The sequence below is a fragment of the Pantoea sp. PSNIH1 genome (assembly GCF_007680655.1).
Lineage (GTDB): Bacteria > Pseudomonadota > Gammaproteobacteria > Enterobacterales > Enterobacteriaceae > Pantoea > Pantoea eucrina.
Genome location: NZ_VEIP01000005.1, coordinates 1 through 22,243 on the forward strand (window position 1 = coordinate 1; position 22,243 = coordinate 22,243).

18 protein-coding genes are annotated in these 22,243 nt (G+C 57.1%); 10 read left to right on the top strand and 8 right to left on the bottom strand.

The features are described 5' to 3' along the window. The first annotated feature begins 262 nt into the window (after window positions 1–262). Entirely contained in the window at window positions 263–1,666 is a 1,404-nt protein-coding gene (mdtD, locus tag FS690_RS13325; RefSeq protein WP_108570059.1) for a multidrug transporter subunit MdtD, read from the top strand. On the opposite strand, the gene rbsR is transcribed toward mdtD, so the two are convergent. The 7 genes from rbsR to FS690_RS13360 all read right to left on the bottom strand — a co-directional run bounded on the left by rbsR (window position 1,663) and on the right by FS690_RS13360 (window position 8,072). Further along, a complete protein-coding gene (rbsR, locus tag FS690_RS13330) occupies window positions 1,663–2,646 on the bottom strand; it encodes a ribose operon transcriptional repressor RbsR (RefSeq protein ID WP_039381369.1) in 984 nt (327 codons plus the stop codon). The genes mdtD and rbsR overlap by 4 nt on opposite strands. 13 nt (window positions 2,647–2,659) lie before the next feature. Next, window positions 2,660–3,589 carry a ribokinase gene (gene rbsK, locus FS690_RS13335; protein WP_145339775.1) on the bottom strand — a complete coding sequence of 310 codons (930 nt, stop codon included), beginning with the start codon at window positions 3,587–3,589 and terminating at the stop codon, window positions 2,660–2,662. 63 nt (window positions 3,590–3,652) lie between these two features. After that, complete coding sequence (gene rbsB / locus FS690_RS13340) at window positions 3,653–4,528, bottom strand: ribose ABC transporter substrate-binding protein RbsB (RefSeq protein WP_039381376.1); 876 nt, start codon at window positions 4,526–4,528, stop codon at window positions 3,653–3,655. A gap of 27 nt (window positions 4,529–4,555) precedes the next feature. Beyond that, the gene (gene rbsC / locus FS690_RS13345) at window positions 4,556–5,527 is read right to left on the bottom strand and encodes a ribose ABC transporter permease (RefSeq protein WP_108570060.1); all 972 of its coding nucleotides are present in this window, start codon (window positions 5,525–5,527) and stop codon (window positions 4,556–4,558) included. Next, window positions 5,524–7,032, bottom strand: coding sequence for a ribose ABC transporter ATP-binding protein RbsA (gene rbsA / locus FS690_RS13350; RefSeq protein WP_104085897.1), 1,509 nt, complete (start codon window positions 7,030–7,032; stop codon window positions 5,524–5,526). The genes rbsC and rbsA overlap by 4 nt, the downstream gene beginning before the upstream one ends. Window positions 7,033–7,039: 7 nt before the next feature. Next, window positions 7,040–7,459 (bottom strand): D-ribose pyranase, encoded by a 420-nt coding sequence (gene rbsD, locus FS690_RS13355; protein ID WP_104085896.1) that lies wholly within the window; start codon window positions 7,457–7,459, stop codon window positions 7,040–7,042. 214 nt (window positions 7,460–7,673) lie between these two features. Beyond that, entirely contained in the window at window positions 7,674–8,072 is a 399-nt protein-coding gene (locus tag FS690_RS13360; RefSeq protein WP_094111666.1) for a YgiW/YdeI family stress tolerance OB fold protein, read from the bottom strand. 178 nt (window positions 8,073–8,250) lie between these two features. Between FS690_RS13360 and qseB the strand changes: the two genes are divergently transcribed. Together qseB and qseC are read left to right on the top strand one after the other, a co-directional pair. Next, entirely contained in the window at window positions 8,251–8,913 is a 663-nt protein-coding gene (gene qseB, locus FS690_RS13365) for a quorum sensing response regulator transcription factor QseB (RefSeq protein WP_071668262.1), read from the top strand. Beyond that, window positions 8,910–10,283 carry a quorum sensing histidine kinase QseC gene (gene qseC / locus FS690_RS13370; protein WP_145339776.1) on the top strand — a complete coding sequence of 458 codons (1,374 nt, stop codon included), beginning with the start codon at window positions 8,910–8,912 and terminating at the stop codon, window positions 10,281–10,283. Before qseB ends, qseC begins: the two co-directional genes overlap by 4 nt. Here qseC and kup read toward each other — a convergent pair. Next, window positions 10,252–12,120 (bottom strand): low affinity potassium transporter Kup, encoded by a 1,869-nt coding sequence (kup, locus tag FS690_RS13375; protein ID WP_108570061.1) that lies wholly within the window; start codon window positions 12,118–12,120, stop codon window positions 10,252–10,254. The genes qseC and kup overlap by 32 nt on opposite strands. A gap of 285 nt (window positions 12,121–12,405) precedes the next feature. Between kup and ravA the strand changes: the two genes are divergently transcribed. The 7 genes from ravA to rsmG all read left to right on the top strand — a co-directional run bounded on the left by ravA (window position 12,406) and on the right by rsmG (window position 21,725). Continuing rightward, window positions 12,406–13,902, top strand: a complete 1,497-nt coding sequence (ravA, locus tag FS690_RS13380) for an ATPase RavA (RefSeq protein ID WP_039385671.1) — start codon at window positions 12,406–12,408, stop codon at window positions 13,900–13,902. Further along, on the top strand, window positions 13,899–15,359 hold the full coding sequence (gene viaA / locus FS690_RS13385; RefSeq protein WP_104085894.1) for an ATPase RavA stimulator ViaA: 1,461 nt from the start codon (window positions 13,899–13,901) through the stop codon (window positions 15,357–15,359). Before ravA ends, viaA begins: the two co-directional genes overlap by 4 nt. 72 nt (window positions 15,360–15,431) lie before the next feature. Beyond that, entirely contained in the window at window positions 15,432–17,570 is a 2,139-nt protein-coding gene (ovoA, locus tag FS690_RS13390) for a 5-histidylcysteine sulfoxide synthase (protein WP_223811799.1), read from the top strand. Between the two features lie 104 nt (window positions 17,571–17,674). Continuing rightward, the gene (gene asnC, locus FS690_RS13395; protein WP_039381403.1) at window positions 17,675–18,136 is read left to right on the top strand and encodes a transcriptional regulator AsnC; all 462 of its coding nucleotides are present in this window, start codon (window positions 17,675–17,677) and stop codon (window positions 18,134–18,136) included. 153 nt (window positions 18,137–18,289) lie between these two features. Beyond that, the gene (mioC, locus tag FS690_RS13400) at window positions 18,290–18,730 is read left to right on the top strand and encodes an FMN-binding protein MioC (RefSeq protein WP_039381406.1); all 441 of its coding nucleotides are present in this window, start codon (window positions 18,290–18,292) and stop codon (window positions 18,728–18,730) included. Between the two features lie 439 nt (window positions 18,731–19,169). Next, window positions 19,170–21,059, top strand: coding sequence for a tRNA uridine-5-carboxymethylaminomethyl(34) synthesis enzyme MnmG (mnmG, locus tag FS690_RS13405; protein ID WP_113655871.1), 1,890 nt, complete (start codon window positions 19,170–19,172; stop codon window positions 21,057–21,059). Between the two features lie 48 nt (window positions 21,060–21,107). Further along, on the top strand, window positions 21,108–21,725 hold the full coding sequence (rsmG, locus tag FS690_RS13410; RefSeq protein WP_071668258.1) for a 16S rRNA (guanine(527)-N(7))-methyltransferase RsmG: 618 nt from the start codon (window positions 21,108–21,110) through the stop codon (window positions 21,723–21,725). Window positions 21,726–22,243 lie beyond the last annotated feature (518 nt).

The window sequence follows — 22,243 nt, forward strand, 5'->3', positions numbered from 1 at the left end:
TGCTGAGCCCGTCTGCGTTGCCGCTTTGCCGTCTCAGTGGTGGCGCATTATAGGGAGTTCTCGCCGGGTGACAAGTGTTTATTGCAAAAAAATAGCTGAGCGTCTCTTTTTTGAGCGAAAGCGCTAAAAGCAGGCATTATATGACCAATTAATGGCCAAAATGGCCTCGTAAGAGGCACAAATCAACGTCATCGCCTGTAACTGCAATGCTATTCTTTTCTGATAATGCTGTTTGCCAGCACCACCAATAGAAGGATTTTCGATGATTCGTTCTGCGCGCAGTATGGCTGGCTTGCCGTGGATAGCCGCAATGGCGTTTTTTATGCAGGCACTCGACGCAACCATTCTTAATACAGCGCTGCCGGCCATTGCCACCAGCCTTGAACGCTCCCCCCTTGCTATGCAGTCCGCCGTTATCAGCTATACCCTGACTGTCGCTATGCTGATACCCGTCAGCGGCTGGCTGGCCGACCGGTTTGGCACGCGCCGTATTTTTATTATTGCCGTTTCACTGTTTACGCTGGGATCGCTGGCCTGCGCCCTGTCGGGCTCGCTGACTATTCTGGTGGTGTCACGCATTGTGCAGGGCGTGGGCGGTGCCATGATGATGCCGGTGGCGCGTCTGGCTCTGCTGCGTGCCTATCCGCGCAGTGAACTGCTGCCGGTGCTTAATTTCGTGACAATGCCGGGCCTGGTCGGCCCTATCCTCGGACCAATGCTGGGAGGCCTGCTGGTAACCTACGCCAGCTGGCACTGGATTTTCCTGATCAATATTCCCATCGGTATTGCCGGCATTTTTTACGCGCGCAAATATATGCCAGATTTCACCACGCCAAAACGCCGCTTCGATTTTACCGGCTTTCTTCTTTTCGGTCTGGGGCTGGTGCTGATCTCAGTGGGCATTGAGCTGTTCGGCGAGCGCATTGTTGCGTCATGGCAGGCGCTGCTGGTGCTGTTTGGCGGCTTTGCACTGCTGCTTCTTTATATACTGCATGCGCGGCGCCATCCCGCACCGCTGATCGGCCTGCCGATGTTCCGCACCCGTACATTTTCTGTCGGTATCCTCGGCAATATTGCGGCGCGTCTCGGAACCGGCTGTATTCCCTTTCTGATGCCGCTGATGCTGCAGGTGGGCTTTGGCTATCCGGCAATTATTGCAGGCTGCATGATGGGGCCTACGGCGGTAGGCTCACTGCTGGCCAAATCGACGGTGACGCAGGTGCTGCGCCGCTTTGGCTATCGCCGGACCCTGGTGGGCATCACCATCATTATCGGTATCCTGATCGCCAGCTTCTCGCTACAGTCACCGGGTGAGGGCGCAGTTATGCTGCTGATAGCGCTGTTTGTGCTGGGCATGGCGATGTCAACGCAGTTCACCGCGATGAACACGATTACGCTGGCCGATCTGAATGATGACAACGCCAGCGGTGGCAACAGCGTACTGGCGGTAACGCAGCAGGTTTCTATCAGCTTTGGTGTTGCGGTCAGCGCGGCGGTGCTGCGCTTTTACCAGGATTTTGAAAGTACGACCGTGCAGCAGTTCCACGCTACGTTTCTGACGATGGGCGTCATTACCGTGCTGTCTGCCGCCGCGTTTCTGTTACTGCGGCCCGGCGACGGCCGTAACCTGATCGCCAACCGGGAAAAGAAAAAGAAAGCGGCTTAAACAGAACCGCGTTCCACCAGCTCCGGCGTCAGCACCAGCGTTTGCTGACTGGCGTCGGGCGCGCCCATGCGGTGAATCAATGTATCGATAGCCAGCTCGCCCAGCTCATCTTTTGGCTGATGTACCGTGGTCAGCGGCGGTGTCAGATAGCGGGCCAGTTCGATGTTGTCATATCCCATAACCGCAATATCCTGCGGTACCTGCAGGCCCGCCTGATACAACGCGTGATAGACGCCAACGGCCATCGCATCGTTACTGGTAAACACCGCCTCCGGTACCGGCTCCAGCGCCAGCAGCTGCGTCATGGCATTGAATCCGCCCTGGAACTCAAAGTCGCCGTCAACCACATACCCATCAGGTACCGTTAAACCGTGCGCCGCCATCGCTTTATGAAAGCCTTCAAGACGAAGTCGCGCCGGCGTTTTGTCCTGCGGTCCCGCAATACAGGCAATACGCCGGTAGCCTCGTTCAATCAGATGGCGGGTCGCCATTTCGCCGCCCAGTAAGGCATTATCCTGAATGATATCGCCCCGTCCCTCAAACGGTGCCCAGTCCATCATTACCATCGGCACCGAGGGATAACGATTCAGGATCTCAGCCGAAGGCAGATGCGTCTCCGTGCACATCAGCAGCAGGCCATCCACGCGCTTTTGCATCAGCGTTTCCAGGCTGCGATTCATGCGCTCTTCATCCCCTTCGGTATTACACAGGATCAGGCTATAGCCGCGTTCGTAACAGCTGTTTTCCACGCCGCGCACGACCTCAGCATAGAAAGGGTTGCTGCTGGCCGTCAGTAACATACCGATAGTACGCGTCTGCCTGATCTTCAGGCTGCGCGCCAGCGCCGAAGGGGCATAGTTCAGCTCACGGATGGCCTGTTCAACCTTTTCGCGCACCTGCTCGCTGACAAAGCGATTGTTATTGATCACATGCGAAACGGTAGAGGTGGAGACGCCCGCCTGACGGGCAACATCTTTCATGGTAGCCAAGCGCTTATTCCTGTTGCTGCAGGAAAGCGTCGATTTCGCGGCGCCACGGTACAGCAGGCTGAGCGCCGGGCCGCGTCACGGCAATCGCCGCTGCCGCATGCGCAAACCGTACCGCATCATGCATCGTCATGCCTTCCAGCCGCGCGGTAATAAAAGCACCGTTGAAGGTGTCACCTGCGGCAATGGTGTCAACGGCCTGTACGTTAAAACCAGGAATGCGTTCGCCGTTACCCTGTTCGCTCAGCCATACGCCGCGCCGCCCCAGCGTAATCAGCACGGTGCGGATCCCTTTGGCATGCAGCACCTGCGCTGCCTGTGCGGCCTCAGCGTCACTGGTAACGGCAATCCCGGTCAGGATCTCCGCTTCGGTTTCGTTAGGCGTAATGATGTCAATCTGTGCCAGCAATTCATCCGTCAGCCTGGTCGCAGGGGCCGGATTGAGGATCACCTGCGTGCCGTGCTGTCGCGCAAGCTGCGCTGCCGTCAGCACGCTTTCCAGCGGGGATTCCAGCTGCATCAGCAGCGCCTCAGCGTCAGCGATCACCTGCTGATGACGCCGTACATAGTCTGGCGTCAGCGCGGCGTTCGCGCCGGCATAAATGCCGATGTTGTTTTCACCTTCACCGTTGACGAAGATCATCGCCACGCCGGTTGCCTCTGACGGGATGGCTTCAACCGGCGTAATATCAATATTGTCGCGCTGCAGCTGTTCACAGATGCGTTCGCCCGTGTCATCGCCGCCTACACAGGCGATAAAGGCGATATCAGCGCCCGCGCGTCCGGCTGCCACCGCCTGATTAGCGCCTTTGCCGCCAAACGCGATCTGATACGCCTTACCGATAACGGTTTCACCGGGGCGCGGGAAGTGGCTCAGGTTCAGGATATGATCGGCGTTAATGCTGCCCATTACCGCCAGTGTTGCGCATTTGCTCATAGAGAGGGATCCAGGAAGTTGCGCCACCCTGAGGGTGACGCGAGGCCACGCTTTTCTTTGGTTTTATTTAGTGACGAGTTTCAGGTCAACCGGGTTGATCGCCTGCACTTTTTCACCTTTCAGCACTTTGTCTGCGGTATCCACGCCAATCATACCAATCTTATCCGGCATCTGCGCCACGGTTGCGGTCAGTTTACCGGACTCTACCGCTTTCACGCCGTCAGCCGTACCATCAAATCCAACCACCAGCACATCGGTTTTACCGGCGGTCTGCAGCGCACGCAGCGCACCCAGCGCCATCTCATCGTTTTGTGCAAACACCGCCTGCACATCCGGATGCGCCTGCAGCAGGTTCTGCATCACGTTCAGCCCTTTAGTACGATCGAAGTCAGCCGGCTGACTGGCAAGAATAGCAAATTTGTGCGCATCAGCGGCCTGCTTGAAACCTTCACCGCGCTCGCGTGCGGCTGATGTGCCGGCGATGCCCTGCAGCTCAATGATTTTTGCGCCGTCACCCACTTTTTTCGCAATAAAATCGCCCGCCATTTTACCGCCAAAGCGGTTGTCAGAGGCGACGTGGCTCACTACCTTGCCCTGTGCTGCCATACGGTCCAGCGTGATCACCGGGATATTTGCCTGGTTAGCCATTTTTACGGCGTTGCCAACAGCGTCGGAATCTGTCGGGTTGATCAGCAGCAGCTTAGTGCCGCGAACGGTCAGATCCTGCACGTTAGCCAGCTCTTTTGCCGGGTTGTTCTGGGAGTCCAGCACCACCAGGTTGTAGCCAAGCTTGTCCGCTTCTTTCTGAGCGCCATCTTTAAGCGAGACAAAGAAGGGGTTATTGAGGGTAGAAACCACCAGCGCAATCGTATCCTTGGCCATTGCGCCGGCACTCAGGGTGGCACCAAGAATGACGGCCAGTGCAGTTAATTTTTTCATTTACAGGATCCTGTGTGAGGGTCAGAGTTATTTACTGCTTTTGTTATCTACCAGCACCGCCAGTAAAATCACGACGGCTTTAACAATCATCTGGTAGTAGGAAGATACGCCCATCAGGTTCAGGCCATTATTCAGGAAACCCAGAATCAGCGCGCCAATCAGCGTACCCATAATACGGCCTTTACCGCCTGCCAGGCTGGTGCCGCCCAGGACCACAGCCGCAATCGCATCCAGTTCATAACCGGTGCCAGCCGTAGGCTGTGCTGAGGAGAGACGGGCGACTTCAATCGTGCCCGCCAGCGCCGCCAGCAGGCCACTCAGCGCATAGACGGTAATTTTGACGCGGTTAACGCTGATGCCTGATAGCCGGGTAGCGGCTTCATTACCGCCCAGCGCATAAATATAGCGACCGAGGCGGGTGTGATGCAGCATGTACCACGCCAGCGCGAATACCAGTGCCATCAGCCATACCGGCGTCGGGATCCCCAGCGGGCGACCAATACCGAACCAGCCAAACAGATCGGCGTTTTCACTGAAGCCGGTATTCACCGGACTGCCGTCGGTGTAAACCATCGTGACGCCGCGCAGCAGCAGCATCATCACCAGCGTGGCGATAAACGCCTGCACCCTGCCGCGCGCAACTATCACGCCGGTGATGCCGCCAATAAACGCGCCCAGCGCCAGGGAAGCGGCAACGGCAACCAGCGCATTGACCTCCATGCCGACAATAGACGCGGCAACCGCACCGGTAAGCGCCAGCAGCGATCCCACTGACAGGTCGATGCCTGACGTCAGGATCACCAGCGTCATCCCCACCGCCATAATGGCGTTGACCGAGGTCTGCTGCAGAATGTTGAACATGTTGGCCAGCGTAAAGAAGTTCGGGCTCTGGCTGGCGACCACGGCGATCAGCACAATCAGCGCAATCAGTGACTTCTGCTCCAGCAGCCAGCTTTTACTGAACCAGCGGCGGCTGGCGGGTAGGGTGTGGGTACTCATACGACTAAATCCTCGCTGTGTTGCTTACCGACCGCCGCCGCCATCAGGGATTCCTGGGTAGCCTGCTCACGGGAAAATTCGCCACTGATATGGCCTTCATGCATCACCAGAATGCGATCGCTCATGCCCAGCACTTCCGGCATTTCCGATGACACCAGAATGATGCTCAGCCCTTCCGCTTTGAACTGATTAATTAACTGATAAATCTCTTTTTTGGCACCCACATCGACACCGCGCGTGGGTTCATCCAGGATCAGCACGTCCGGACGGGTCATCAGGCCGCGGGCAATCGCCACCTTTTGCTGATTACCGCCGGAGAGCAGGCCAATTGGCTGCATCATTGAGGGCGTCTTTACATTGAACAGGCGGATAAAATCGCCTACCGCCAGCTGCTCTTCCGCATGTTTCAGGTTACCGCCGGCGTGGCTGAAATAGCGCAGCGCCGTCAGCGACATGTTCTCTTTTACCGACATTCCCAGCACCAGTCCGTCGCGCTTACGATCTTCAGAGATATAAACGATACCGCTGGCGAGCCCCTCCTGCGGCGAACGTACGGTCACGGTACGGCCATTGAGCGTGACGCTGCCGCTGCGGCGCGGCAGGGCGCCATAGAGCACTTTCATCAGCTCCGTTCGCCCGGCCCCCATCAGCCCTGAAATCCCCAGAATTTCACCTTTGCGCAGGGTAAAGCTGACATCCTCCACGCCTGAACCACAGAGCTTTTCAACCTGCAGACGGATTTCACCGGGCGATTGATCGAGATGGGGATACTGATCTTCCAGCTTGCGTCCCACCATCATCTCAATCAGCTGCTCTTCACTCAGATCGCTGACGGCGCGTTCGGCAATAAACTGCCCGTCACGAAATACGGTTACGTCATCGCAGATCTCAAAAATTTCTTTCATACGGTGCGAGATATAGACAATGCCGCACCCCTGCGCTTTCAGTTCATTGATAACGTGAAACAGCGACAGCGTTTCGGTATCCGTCAGCGCATCCGTCGGCTCATCCATGATGATGACGCGTGATTCAAAACTCAGTACTTTGGCAATCTCTACCATCTGCTGGTCGCCAATTGAGAGATCGCCCACCAGTTTGTGGCTGCTGAAACGCAGGTTAAGACGCTTAAGCAGCGACTCTGCCTCGCGATGCATCTTTTTCCAGTCGATACGGCCAAACCGGTTTACAAACTCCCGGCCGAGGAAAATATTTTCCGCCACGCTCAGCTGCGGGATCAGATTAAGCTCCTGATGAATAATGCCGATGCCTGCCTCCTGCGACGCTTTAGGGCCGGAGAAGGCGACAGCTTCACCCAGCCACTGCAGCGAGCCGGCGTCCATGGTGTAGATGCCGGTCAGCACCTTCATCATGGTGGATTTACCGGCCCCGTTTTCGCCTACCAGCGCCATAACGCGCCCCGGGTAGACCGCCAGCGAGGCACCATTCAGCGCCTTTACGCCAGGAAACGACTTTTCGATTCCTTTAAGTTGCAGTAAGGGTTGCATAGCGGCCTCAGAAGGTGACGCCGGCGCTCAGGATGACATTCGCATACGGAGAACACTCTCCGCTGCGAATGACCGCCTGGCTGCACTGCGTCTGTTGTTTGAACTGTTCATGACTGATGTAACGGACGGTGATGCTATTCCCCTGGTGCTGTTGCAACGCTTCGAGCACGGCGAGCAGCTGGCTGTGAAGCTGCGGATTATGTTCTTTTATCTCCTCCGCAATCAGGGCGCTTTCTACCTGCATCTCCTGTGTGACTACCTCCACAACCTGTAAAAATCCGGGCGTACCGGGCGTTAATGCCAGGTCAATACGCCGGGGGCCGTGCGGAACAGGCAGGCCCGCGTCCGCAATAGTCAGCGTATTGGTATGCCCGAGGCGGGCAATCACATGAGAGAGTTCAGCGTGTAACAGGCGACCTTTTTTCATTTCATCCACTCCACAGCGAAACGTTTCGCTGTGGAGCAGTGTATAAAAGCAGCATAGTAACGCAATGACACCATCACGGAAGTGTGATCGCCATCGAAACGTTTCGCTGTCAGCCGGAAAAATTTGGGTAAGGGAGTACAGAGAGGCAGGGAGCAGGATGATATGGGCCCATCAGAATAAATGAAGCCACTCAGGCAGTGGCTTCACAACAGAGTTATGGCAGTTTGCGAACCTGTTTCACATCAAGCTCAGTGGCATTGAAATCTTTATCCAGCTCGCCCGTCAGTTCGACGCGATCTTTTGGCGTAATGGTCACGCCGTTCCAGCGCTTGTGGTCAATTTCCACTTTCATGGTGCCGCTGCTGTCGCGGAACAGATAATCTTCATCGCCAGTCTGCTTTTCCAGCGTCCCGCGCACGGTGATCCAGCTGTCATCTTTCATCTCTTCAGCCTGTTTTACCGTCACGACGCTGGCTTCGCCCGCTTTAAAACCGCCCGCCTGATTACTTTGTGCGGCTGGCGCAGCGGGATCCATAAAGCCGCCCTGCGGCGCAGCAAGTACCGGTGCGGTGGCCAGGGCAATCAGGGTCAGTAACGCGATACGTGTTTTCATTAGTTACCTCATTTCTGTGAACAGGTGGAATATCAGCAGTAGACCAGAGAGTTCTTAACAGGATCTTAAGGAGCGCTGTTTTTTACCGTTGCGTGAAAAATAGCTGAAAATCGCGCTGCTGGCCTGTACAAGCCCGGACGGGCTTCGTATAACTCGCCTGTAGCCGGGGGAGAGCACAATGCGAATTCTGTTGATTGAAGATGACACGCTGATTGGCGACGGGCTGAAGGTTGGCCTGACAAAACTGGGATTCAGCGTCGACTGGTTTATATCCGGTGAGGCCGGATGTCAGGCGCTGAGCGCAGCGCCCTGGGATGCAGTGGTGCTGGATCTGTCGCTGCCGGAACGCGACGGGCTGGAGATCCTGCGCCAGTGGCGCGCTGCAGGCGCGGATATTCCGGTGCTGATCCTCACCGCGCGCGACGCACTGGACCAGCGCGTACAGGGTTTACAGCTGGGTGCCGATGACTATCTCTGCAAACCGTTCGCACTGACTGAAGTGGCTGCGCGACTGCAGGCGCTGATCCGCCGCCGGCATGGCCAGCTGCAGCCTGAGCTGCGGCACGGCAATGTTGTCATGCAGCCCGCCAGCCACAGCGTTCTGCTCAATGGCGAACCGCTTGAACTGAAAAGCCGCGAACTGGCGCTGCTGGAGCTGTTTCTGCGACATCCGGCTCAGGTGCTGACGCGCAGCCAGCTTGAAGAGAAGCTTTACAGCTGGGATGACGATGTCTCCAGCAACGCGGTAGAAGTACATATTCATCATCTGCGCAAAAAGCTGGGCAGTCAGTTTATCCGCACCGTGCACGGTATTGGCTATACGCTGGGAGCGGCAGAATGAGCCTGTTTGTGCGCCTGGCAACGGGTTTTGTGCTGCTGATCCTGCTGTGCGGTGCCAGCGCCGGCTGGAGCGCGTGGCAGCAGACGCGCGATACGGTTAATGAACTGTTTGATACCCAGCAGATGCTGTTTGCCAAACGGCTGCTGGCGCTCGACCCCACCAGCCTGCATCACGCAGCATTACCGAAAACCAAAACCCTTTTACGCCATCACCGCGGCGATCAGGATGATGACGCCCTGGCATTTGCGGTGTTCCGCACCGACGGTACGCCGCTGCTCAACGACGGCGAGAACGGGCGCGGGTTATCGTTCGATACGCGACGCGACGGCTTTCGTGACGGGCAGCTGCGTGATGACGATGAGCGCTGGCGTCTGCTCTGGCTGACGTCACCCGATAAACAGTATCGCGTGGTAGTGGGGCAGGAGCAGGAGTACCGGGATGATATGACGCTCGATCTGGCGTCCGCCGCCCTGCTGCCGTGGCTTGTCGCGATGCCGTTTATGCTGCTGCTGCTGCTCTTGCTGGTGTGGTATGAACTGCGGCCGCTGAAGCAGCTGGCGCACCGGCTGCAGCAGCGTGCGCCGGATGACGCGACCACGCTGCCGGTTACGCATCTGCCGCGTGAGGTACAGCCGCTGGTAGCGGCGCTCAACGATCTCTTCGGACGCACGGCGCAGCTGGTACAGCGCGAGCGTCGCTTCACCTCCGATGCCGCCCATGAACTGCGCAGCCCGCTGGCTGCCCTGCGCGTGCAAAGTGAGGTGATCCAGCTGGCCGAAGATGATGAGCAGGTGCGACGGCGGGCGCTGCAGCAGCTCGATAGCGGTATTATCCGTGCGACCCGGCTGGTGGATCAGCTGCTGACGCTGTCGCGCGTTGAAGCGGACGATCTGCGCAGTGAATTTCAGCCGGTCGCGCTGCTCCCGCTACTGCAGGCGCTGGTCGCTGAACATCTGCCGCAGGCCGCCGCGCAGCAGACAGAGATAACACTGACCAGCGATGCCGCGCCGGTGATGAACGGTCATCCGCTGCTGCTGGGCCTGATGATACGTAATCTGCTGGATAATGCGCTGCGCTATGCGCCGGCACAGAGCCGGATAGCGCTGCGGCTGGAGACGGACAGCATAGTGATAGAAGATAATGGTGCGGGCGTATCGGACGAGCAGCTGGCGCGGCTCGGCGAACGCTTCTGGCGCCCGCCCGGCCAGACACAGAACGGCAGCGGCCTGGGGCTGTCGATTGTGAAAAATATTGCGCAGCTGCACGACCTGCAGCTGCACTTCAGTCACGCCGTGCCGCAGGGGCTGCGCATCACGCTAATCCGGCAACGCAGCGGCGCTAAATCTCGACCTGCGTACCCAGCTCGATAACACGGTTAGGCGGGATTTCAAACTGATCCGGCGCGCGCAGCGCGTTACGCTGCAGCGTCAGGAACAGTTTGCCGCGCAGGCGCAGATACCAGGGCCGTTTACCGATGATCAGCGATTCATGCGACATAAAGAATGAGGTCTCCATCATCCGGCAGTTAAGCCCCTCCAGCCCGCAGCGGTGAAAAATCTCCTCCACGTTTGGCGTCTCGCGCCAGCCGTAGCTCGCCACCACGCGCCAGAACGTAGGCGACAGCTGTTCAATGGTGACCCGGCGTACGTTATGCACATAGGGTGAATCTTCCGTACGCAGCGTCAGCAGCACCACGCGCTCATGCAGCACTTTGTTGTGCTTGAGGTTATGCAGCATCGCGAAAGGGATCACGTTCAGCGCACGCGACATATATACCGCCGTACCCGATACGCGTACCGGCGGTGATTTCTCCAGTGAAGCGATCATCGCATCGAGCGAATTGCCGTGCTCATGCATGCGGCGCAGCAGACGAAAGCGCTCACTTTTCCAGGTCGTCATGATGATGAACATCATCAGCGCCAGCGTCAGCGGCAGCCAGCCGCCGGAGAAGACTTTGATCAGGTTAGCGGAGAACAGCGACACATCAATGCAGAGCATCGCGGCCAGCATCAGCATGACCAGATAGCGATTCCAGTGCCAGTTCTGGATCGCCACCGTGGCGCAGAGGATCGCCGTCAGCACCATAGTGCCGGTCACGGCAATGCCGTAGGCCGCCGCCAGATTACTGGAGTGCTCAAAACCAACAATCACAATCACCACCGCGGCGTAGAGCAGCCAGTTAATGACCGGAATGTAGATCTGTCCTGACTCCTCTTCAGAGGTGTGAACAATGCGCATCGGCGGCAGATAACCGAGCCGCACCGCCTGACGCGTCAGGGAAAAGACGCCGGAGATCACCGCCTGTGAGGCGATAACCGTCGCCAGCGTAGCGAGCAGCAGCATCGGGATCAGCATCCAGTCCGGTGCCAGCAGGAAAAACGGGTTCTTTATCGCTTCCGGATGCGCCAGCAGCAGCGCACCCTGGCCAAAATAGTTCAGCACCAGCGAAGGCAGCACCACCACAAACCACGCCAGACGGATCGGAAATTTGCCGAAGTGTCCCATGTCCGCATAAAGCGCTTCCACGCCGGTGATCGCCAGTACCACCGCACCCAGCGCAAAAAAGGAGACCGACTTATACTGAACAAAGAAGTGCAGCGCCCAGTAAGGATTGATCGCGTGCAGTACATCAGGATTATTCAGGATGCTGCGCGCGCCCAGCACGGCCAGCACCAGAAACCATACCAGCATAACCGGCGCAAACAGCTTGCCTACGATACCGGTGCCCTGTTTCTGGATTATAAACAGCAGCGTCAGCACGGCGATCGCCAGCGGGACGATCCAGGTGTCGAGACCGGGCGCGGCAATCTCCAGTCCCTCAATCGCTGAGAGCACGGATACGGCCGGGGTGATCACCACCTCACCATAAAAGAAGCTGCCGCCGATCAGCCCCATGATCACCAGAACGGCTGTGGCACGCGCGCCGGTGTGACGACCCGCGAGCGACATCAGCGTCAGAATTCCGCCTTCACCCGCATTGTCCGCGCGCATGACGTAACTGATATATTTCAGCGAAACCACCAGAATCAGCAGCCAGAAGATCAGCGATAAAAAGCCGAATACCGCTTCGCGTTCAACGCCAAAGCCGAACTGGCCGGAAAGGCATTCACGTAAGGTATACAGCGGGCTGGTGCCAATGTCGCCATAGACCACGCCGATTGCAGCCAGCGTGACGGCGCTAAGAGACTGTTTCTTATCCGAGCTCATAGGGTGTCTTGTGTTGGAGCCGTTGCGACTCAGGCCATCAAAAAGCGCACAGTATGCACATAATTGGCAGAAACCAACAGACAGCGCTGATGATAATACGCAGCGTACTCTGCTTTTTCGCCGAAAATCCTGCAGAAAACGGGCTGAAAACCGCACGTTGTGCTGCCACAACCTTCTGAAACAAAAAAGCTGACGGCTATCAACGCATTCAAGCATGATAAACAGTAGAGTATTGCGCTCGCCAGACCGTAACGGCACCAGGTTCAGAAGGACAATGATGTGATTATGGCTCAACCCCATCTGTTGGCAGAAAGAATTTCCCGACTGAGTAATGCGCTGGAAAAAGGGCTGTATGAACGGCACCATGCCATTCGCCTCTGCCTGCTGGCAGCGTTAAGCGGCGAAAGCGTTTTTCTGCTCGGCCCGCCCGGCATTGCCAAAAGCCTGATTGCCCGTCGCCTTAAATATGCTTTCCAGCACGCCCGTGCGTTTGAATATCTGATGACCCGTTTCTCCACGCCGGAAGAGGTGTTTGGCCCGCTGTCGATTCAGGCACTGAAAGATGAGGGCCGCTATCAGCGTCTGACCAGAGGCTATCTGCCGGATGCGGAGATCGTCTTTCTGGATGAGATCTGGAAAGCGGGTCCGGCCATTCTGAACACGCTGCTGACCGCCATTAACGAACGCCGCTTCCGGAACGGCGACTGCGAAGAGGCGATCCCGATGCGTCTGCTGGTGACCGCCTCAAACGAGCTGCCGGAAGCTGACAGCGGCCTTGAAGCGCTCTATGACCGCATGCTTATCCGCCTGTGGCTCGATAACGTACATGAGAAGCAAAATTTTCGCAGCATGCTGACCCACCAGCAGGATGAGAACGTCAATCCGGTCGCGGAGTCGCTCTGCATCAGCGATGAAGAGTATCTGCAGTGGCAAAAGGGCATCAGTCAGGTAAAGCTGCCTGACGATGTGTTTGAGCTTATCTATCAGCTGCGTCAGCAGCTGGAAAACCTGCCGGATGCGCCCTACATCTCTGACCGCCGCTGGAAAAAAGCGATTCATCTGCTGCAGGCCAGCGCCTTTTACAGCGGGCGCACGGCGATTGCGCCTATCGATCTGGTTCTGCTCAAAGATTGCCTCTGGCACGACATCGCTTCGATGACGCTGCTGGACCGGGAAATGGATGCGCTGATGACGCAGCACGCCTGGCAGCAGCAGGCGATGCTGCACCGGCTGCAGCAGATCAATGCGCAGCGTCTGGCACTGCAGCAGCAGCAGAGCGTGGCGCAGGCGCTGACGCTGGAGAAACACAGCGGCATGTTCAGCCGTAAGCCACATTATGAGCTGCCGGAGTCGGTTGCCGGCGAACAGCTGACCCTGATGCTGCAGCAGCCGCTGACGCTGCACGATATGCAGGTCAGCCATATAGTGGTAAGCCGTGAGGCCCTGGTACAGTGGCTGCTGAAAGGCGGAGATATACGCGGCAAGCTGAACGGCATCGGCTTTGCACAGTCACTCGATCTGGTGGTCGATACCCATCACTGCCTGACGCTACGCGATGTCAGCCTGCAGTCTGCGCGCCTGACGCTGCCCGGAGCGGCGAGCCTGCAGGCGCTGCCGCCGGAAATCGTTGATGAATATGATGCGCTTGAGGCCCGCCTGCGGGCGCAGCGGGCGCTGTTCAGCCAGCATCAGCGCTGCCTGTTTATCAGCGATGACTGGCTGGCACGCATTGAGACCAGCCTGCAGGATGTCGCCGAGCAGCTGAAACAGGCGCGGAAATGATCTCGCTGGAGACGCTCAGCACACTGCTCTCAATTGGTGAAACGGAGCTGATTGATGAGCTGATTCTGGCGCTGCTGGCCACACCGCAGCTGACGCTGTTTTTCGAAAAATTTCCCCGCATGAAGCAGGCGATGCTGCGCGATCTGCCGCGCTGGCGCGCTGAAATCGCCGGGCAGATGAGATCGACGCCCGTGCCCGCCGTGCTGGCGCAGGAGTTTCAGCTGTTTGAGCGGTTACAGCTGCTCAGCAGCCGTGATTTCAGCGCTCAGCTGCCGCACCTCCTTGAGCAGCTGCAGAAGCTGCCATCCCCTTTTCTCACCGAAGCCAGGATGCTGCTGCAGCGTAATGAAGGCCCGGAACTGAGCAACGCGCAGCACCGGCTGTTCCTGCAGCGCTGGCGACTGAGCCTGACGCTGCAGACGCTGACGCTGAATGAAACGTTGCTGGAGGCGCAGCGTGAACGGCTGTTGGCGGAACTGCAGCAGCGTATGGCGCTGAGCGGCCAGCTGGCGCCGGTGCTGAGCGATGAAGATGAGGCCGCCGCCGGCCGGCTGTGGGATCTCAGCAAAGCCTCGCTGCAGCCAGGCGACTACACACTAATTGTGCAATATGGTGCGTTTCTGGCGCAGCAGCCGGAGCTGATGCAGCTGGCGCAGCAGTTAGGCCGCAGCCGCGAAGCCAAATCGGTGCCGTCACGCGATGCGCCGCTGGAAGCGTTTCATCAGCTGGTGCATGAGCCAGATAACGTGCCGGAAGAGGTCAGCGGCATTCATCAGAGCGATGATGTGCTGCGCCTGCTGCCGCCGGAACTGGCCGCGCTCAGTATCAGTGAACTGGAGCTGGAATTTTACCGGCGTCTGGTAGAAAAACGCCTGCTGACCTATCGCCTGCAGGGTGATGCCTGGCACGAAAAAACCGCGCTGCGGCCGGTGAGCCATCAGCAGCATGAAACAGAGCCGCGCGGTCCGTTTATTGTCTGCGTGGATACGTCCGGCTCTATGGGCGGGTTTAATGAACGCTGCGCCAAGGCCTTTTGCCTTGCGCTGCTGAAAATCGCCCTGGCAGATCGGCGTCGCTGCTACATTATGCTGTTTGCCCATGAGGTGGTCGGCTATGAGCTGACCGCCGATAACGGCATTGAACAGGCGATTCGTTTCCTCAGCCAGCGTTTTCGCGGCGGTACCGATCTGACGGCCTGCCTGAGTGCCGTGGTGCAGCGCATGGAAGGCAGCCAGTGGCAGGAGGCAGACGCGGTGATCGTGTCGGACTTTATCGCCCAGCGCCTGCCGGAAGAGCTGATTAAGACCATAAAGCAGCGACAGCGGATGCAGCAGCAGCGGTTTCACGCCGTGGCGATGTCAGCGCATGGCAAACCCGGCATTCTGCGCATCTTCGATCATATCTGGCGCTTCGATACCGGGCTGAAAAGCCGCCTGCTGCGTCGCTGGACGCGCTGATTCATCTGACAGACACGCCTGTTTGCTATAGTGAATGACCCGCTGTGTTTATTCAGCTTTATGGAGTTCACTGTGACAATCGCCGATCTGCCCTGCCAGCTGCCTGCTCCGACCCGCACCCTGCGCCTTTCCGGTGGCACCGCTGAAGAGAAACGTGCCGAACTGCTCGCCTATTTCACTCAGACCTGGACGCTGTATGAAAGCCTGTTCGACTGCCTGAGCGATGAGCGCGCCTGGTTTAATAAAGCGATTTCGCTGCGCCATCCGCTGATTTTCTATTTTGGCCATACCGCATCTTTCTATATCAACAAGCTGATGGCTGGACGCTATCTCGATCGCCGTGTTGACGCGCGCATTGAGGCGATGATGGCGATTGGTGTGGATGAGATGAGCTGGGACGATCTCAATGACGCCCACTACGACTGGCCCGGTGTGGCAGAAGTGCGCGACTACCGCGGCAAAGTGAAAGCGCTGGTGACTGATTTTATCCGTACGATGCCGCTTGAGCTGCCGATCGGCTGGGAGAGTCCGGCCTGGGTGATCCTGATGGGCATTGAGCATGAGCGCATCCATCTGGAAACCTCCAGCGTGCTGATCCGCCAGCTGCCGCTGGAGTGGGTGCAGCCGCAGCCCGTCTGGCCTGCCTGCCCGCTGGCGCGTCACGATCGCGCCGCGGTGCCGGAAAACAGTCTGATTGCGCTGGCGGGTGGATCGGTGCTGCAGGGAAAAACGGATGAGACTTATGGCTGGGACAATGAGTATGGCCATCAGAAAACCGAGCTCGGCCCCTTCCAGGCCAGCAAAATGCTGGTCAGCAACGCGGAGTTTTATCAGTTTGTCGCTGCCGGTGGCTATCAGACGGCGCGCTGGTGGGATGAAGAGGGAGAGGGCTGGCGGACATTTGCCGGGGCGCAGATGCCTGCTTTCTGGGTCGGTGATATCACCCAACCTGACGCGCTGCGCCTGCGCCTGATGACGCAGGAAGTCCCGATGCCGTGGGACTGGCCGGCTGAAGTTAATCAGCTGGAAGCGGCCGCCTTCTGCCGCTGGCTGGCAGACAAAAGCGGTAAGACAATTCAGCTGCCATGTGAGGCGGAATATATGCTGCTGCGCGAACAGGTCAGCGGCGATCAGCCAGACTGGGAGCAGGCACCCGGTAATATCAATCTCGCGTACTGGGCCTCCTCCTGTCCGGTGGATCATTTTTCCCAGGGCGCGTTCTTTGATCTGGTGGGGAACGTCTGGCAGTGGACCACCACGCCCATCAATGGCTTTGAAGGATTTCGCGTCCATCCGCTGTATGACGATTTTTCCACGCCTACCTTTGACGGCAAGCATGCCATCATCAAAGGCGGCAGCTGGATCTCAACCGGTAACGAGGCGTTAAAATCGTCGCGCTACGCGTTTCGCCGCCACTTTTTCCAGCATGCCGGCTTCCGTTACGTGGTGTCAGCGCATCAGGAGAGTATGCAGCTTAACCCGTATGAAACCGACGGCATGGTGTCGCAGTATCTCGATTTCCAGTACGGGCCTGGCTACTACGGCGTGGAAAATTATGCCGAAAAACTGATTGAGCTGGTGCTGCCGCACTGCCATCAGCGCGAGCATGCGCTGGATATCGGCTGTGCCACCGGTCGCGCCAGCTTTGCTCTGGCGCGTCACTTTGCTGCCGTTACCGGCATGGACTACTCCGCACGCTTTATCGACGTGGCGCTGCAGCTCACCTCCGGTGAGGATTTCCGCTACGTGGTACCGGAGGAGGGCGAGCTGGTGGCGTATCGCCAGGTGCGCCTGAAGGAGATCGGCACGGACCGGCAGCAGGCGGAGCGGATCCAATTCGTTCAGGGTGACGCCTGCAACCTGAAGCCGCAGCCGGATCGGTACGATCTGGTGCTGGCCGCCAATCTGATTGATCGTCTGCGTCAGCCAAAGCGTTTCCTGCAGGATATCGCACCGATGATCCGTCAGGGCGGCGTGCTGGCGATCTCTTCACCTTACACCTGGCTTGAGGAGTTCACGCCGAAAGAGAACTGGCTGGGCGGTATCCGCGAAAACGGCGAAGCGCTGACCACCTGCCAGGCACTGCAGCGCCTTCTGCGCGACGAGTTTGATGAAATCGCGCCGCCGCAGGATGTTCCCTTTGTGATCCGCGAAACCGCACGCAAGTTTCAGCATACTCAGGCGCAGCTTACGCTCTGGCGTAAGCGCTAAAAGCGTGCAGACTGCGGCATGCCCGCAGTCTGCATCTTGCCTGCCCCGCTAAATTCCTGCACATTCACCTCTGTTCAGCGAAGACGAATTTAAGAGGAAGGATGATGGCAGAACATCTGCAACTGGATAATCTCGACCGCGGCATACTCAATGCGCTGCTGGAGAACGCCCGCACGGCTTACGCAGAGCTGGCAAAGCAGTTCAATGTCAGCCCCGGCACTATTCATGTCCGCGTTGAGAAAATGCGTCAGGCCGGCATTATTCTCGGTACGCGCGTGGAAATCGATCCACGCCAGCTGGGATTCGATGTTTGCTGCTTTATTGGCATCATTCTGAAGAGCGCACGAGACTATCCGGCAGCGCTCAGCAAGCTTGAAGCGCTGGATGAGGTGGTTGAAGCCTGGTATACCACCGGTCACTACAGCATCTTTATTAAGGTCATGTGCCGATCTATCGATGCGCTGCAGCAGGTGCTGATCAACAAGATCCAGACTATTGATGAGATCCAGTCCACTGAGACGCTGATCTCGCTGCAAAACCCGATCATGCGTACCATCAAGCCCTGAACCGCACCAGCCTGTGCATAAAGTTATGCAGCAGCGATCCGGCGCGGTATCCGGTTTGTCGGCGGATGCTTTCTTTTATTAACCCTGTTTTCCACAGGTGGATCACGGCTTGATCACAGCGTACAATGCCTGCCTTTAGTGCGGGAGACGATCATGGCTGATATTACCTTAATCACCGGCAGTACCCTTGGCAGTGCCGAATATGTCGCAGAACATTTAGAAGAGAAGCTGCAGGATGCGGGCTTCAAAACCAGCGTACTGCACGGCCCGGCGCTTGATGAGGTGCCTGATTCGGGTATCTGGCTGGTGGTAACGTCCACACACGGCGCCGGTGAATTGCCGGACAATCTGCTGCCCTTTTATGAGGCGCTGCAGACTGAAAAGCCCGATCTTTCCGCCGTGCGCTTTGGCGCAGCAGGCATCGGCAACCGCGAATACGATCTTTTCTGTGGCGCAATAAAAACCCTGGAGGCTCAGCTGATCGCGCTGGGCGCAACGCGCATCGGGGAACGGCTGGAAATCGACATGCTTGAGCATGAAATACCGGAAGATGCCGCTGAAGCCTGGGTCGCTGGCTGGATTGAGCAGATCTGACGGATCATAACCGGCAGGGGATCGGGAAATAGTGACGATCCCCAGACGATTACACTGTATTTCTTGCGGATCCTTCCGATCTCCTGTGGATAAACCAGCCTGAATCATGCGTATAACCGGTAGTTATCCCAAGAATAACCGCTGATGCTTTTTTCATCTGTGGATAACCAGCAAAGTTGATCCCAGCTTATCTGGATCAGGATCACCGATCTTTCACAGCAAACGATCCTTCCCAGGCTGATGTAAAATAACGGGTTTGCCACGTTATCCACAGAAACCGGCGATCCTAATAAGAGATCTAACAAGAAGATCATATAAAAGAGTAAAGATCCTTTCTATAAACACGCAGGATCCGCCGCTTTCGCCTGAACCATAATTTCAGTAGAATCCACCGCCCAGGGCAACGATCCCTGTCTGAACTTTAACGAGGACCCACTTCATGTTTTATCCAGATCCTTTTGACGTCATCGTAATCGGTGGTGGTCATGCGGGTACCGAAGCCGCTATGGCGGCCGCCCGAATGGGTCAGCAGACGCTGTTACTCACGCATAACATCGACACGCTGGGACAGATGTCCTGCAATCCGGCAATCGGTGGTATCGGGAAAGGACACCTGGTAAAGGAAGTGGACGCCCTCGGCGGCCTGATGGCCACGGCAATCGATCAGGCAGGTATCCAGTTTAGGATACTAAACGCCAGCAAAGGTCCGGCGGTGCGCGCTACGCGTGCTCAGGCAGACCGTGTACTGTACCGCCAGGCGGTACGCACCGCGCTGGAGAACCAGCCCAACCTGATGATCTTCCAGCAGGCGGTTGACGATCTGATCGTCGAAAACGATCGGGTGGTAGGTGCCGTCACGCAGATGGGACTGAAATTCCGGGCTAAAACTGTGGTGCTGACCGTTGGCACCTTCCTCGATGGCAAAATTCATATCGGTCTTGATAATTACAGCGGTGGACGCGCCGGCGATCCGCCTTCTGTTCCGCTGGCAAAACGGCTGCGGGCGCTGCCGCTGCGCGTCAACCGTCTCAAGACCGGTACGCCACCGCGCATTGACGCGCGTTCGATCGATTTCTCTGTACTGACGCCACAGCACGGTGATACGCCGATGCCGGTGTTCTCGTTTATGGGCAGCGTGGCACAGCATCCGCAGCAGGTTCCCTGCTGGATCACCTATACCAACGAACAGACGCATGATGTGATCCGTAATAATCTCGATCGCAGCCCGATGTATGCGGGCGTCATTGAGGGGATTGGTCCGCGTTACTGCCCATCTATCGAAGATAAAGTGATGCGCTTTGCCGATCGCAACGCCCACCAGATCTTCCTGGAGCCGGAAGGGCTGACCAGCAATGAAATTTACCCGAACGGAATTTCAACCAGTCTGCCATTTGATGTACAGATGCAGATTGTCCGTTCAATGAAAGGGCTGGAGAACGCCACCATTGTGCGCCCTGGCTATGCTATCGAGTACGATTTCTTCGATCCGCGCGATCTGAAACCCACGCTGGAGAGCAAGTTTATCCACGGTCTCTTCTTTGCCGGCCAGATCAACGGCACTACCGGTTATGAAGAAGCGGCAGCCCAGGGACTGCTGGCTGGCCTTAACGCTGCACGGCAGTCTGCGGACAAAGAGGGCTGGGCACCGCGCCGCGATCAGGCTTATCTCGGCGTGCTGGTCGACGACCTCTGCACGCTGGGTACCAAAGAGCCATACCGCATGTTTACCTCCCGCGCTGAGTATCGTCTGATGCTGCGCGAAGATAATGCCGATCTGCGTCTGACTGAAACGGGCCGTGAGCTGGGACTGGTCGATGATGCGCGCTGGGCGCGCTATAACCAGAAGCTGGAGGCGATTGAGCAGGAGCGCCAGCGTCTGCGCAGCCTGTGGGTGCATCCGAAGTCAGAGAATGTGGCTGACGTAAACAGCATCATCAGCGCACCGCTGACAAAAGAAGCCAGCGCAGAGGATCTGCTGCGTCGTCCGGAGATGACCTATGCCCGACTGATGACGCTGGCGGACTATGGTCCGGCACTGCCTGATGAACAGGCAGCCGAGCAGGTTGAAATTCAGGTTAAATATGAGGGTTACATTGCGCGTCAGCAGGAGGAGATAGATCGCCAGCTGCGCAATGAGAATACGCTGCTGCCTGTCGATCTCGATTACCGTCAGGTTAATGGCCTGTCAAACGAAGTGATCGCCAAGCTCAACGACCATAAGCCGACCTCTATTGGCCAGGCATCGCGTATTTCCGGCATCACGCCAGCTGCGGTCTCAATTCTGCTGATCTATCTCAAAAAACAGGGTCTGCTGCGTAAAAGCGCCTGACTGACCACCGGGGCAGCTTCGACTGCCCCTGTTAACGGAAACCTCGCTGTGATTAACAAACTCTCCCGGCTGCTTGACGCAGCAAATATTTCGCTCTCCGATCAACAAAAACAGCAGCTGGTTGGCTATGTGGAGCTGCTGCATAAGTGGAACAAAGCGTATAACCTGACCTCAGTGCGCGATCCGCATCAAATGCTGGTACGCCATATCCTCGACAGCGTGGTGGTAGAGCCGCATCTGCAGGGGGAGCGCTTTATTGATGTTGGGACCGGACCAGGACTGCCGGGCATTCCTCTGGCCATTGTCCGTCCGCAGGCGCATTTTACGCTGCTGGACAGCCTGGGTAAGCGGGTTCGTTTTCTGCGTCAGGTACAGCATGAGTTAGGACTCACTAACATTACTCCGGTCCAGAGCCGGGTTGAAGAGTTCCCGGCAGATCCACCGTTTGATGGTGTCATCAGCCGGGCATTTGCCTCACTGGAAGATATGCTGACCTGGTGCCGCGCATTGCCCGGAACGCATGGACGCTTTTATGCGCTGAAAGGCGTGCGTCCGGATGAGGAGATCGCTTCGCTGCCAGCAGGCTTTAGCGTAGAAAAAATTGAAGCCTTGCGCGTTCCTGAACTGGAAGGCGAGCGTCATCTTGTGGTGATTTCGCAGCAATAAGCCTGCAAAAAGCAGGGTTTTATTCAGCTTCTGGCAGCGGAACCATCGTCAGGGCTGAATAAAAAAACAGCGGTTGAACGCGCGGTGACAAACGCTTTTATTCGGCAGGGGAGGGGAAAGGCGTTAACATCCTTCGCCGTAATTATCCGAAAAGCGTTGTTACATTTAACGATTAATTCACATTTTATTGCCACTAATGTCACATGATAACTGCTGTTTTCTGCTTTCGATTATCACGCAGGGAAATATGACGCGGCAATAAATCGGCGGGCGTAATATTATTATTTCGATTTTAATTCTTTCCGCAGTGTCAACCGGATGTTTTTATCGGAAAAGAGTGAGCTGAAGCAGATTTAAATTTATAACACCATGATTTTAAATGGTTAACATGCCCTGATTATTAGTGCGGATTATGCATTCTGGTAAATTTTTCAGCGTCTGGTTGTTTATTATGTGATCTGCAGCACGCTTTATATCACGCTTTAGCCAGAAAACGGCAACGTCGCTGATGGCTTTCC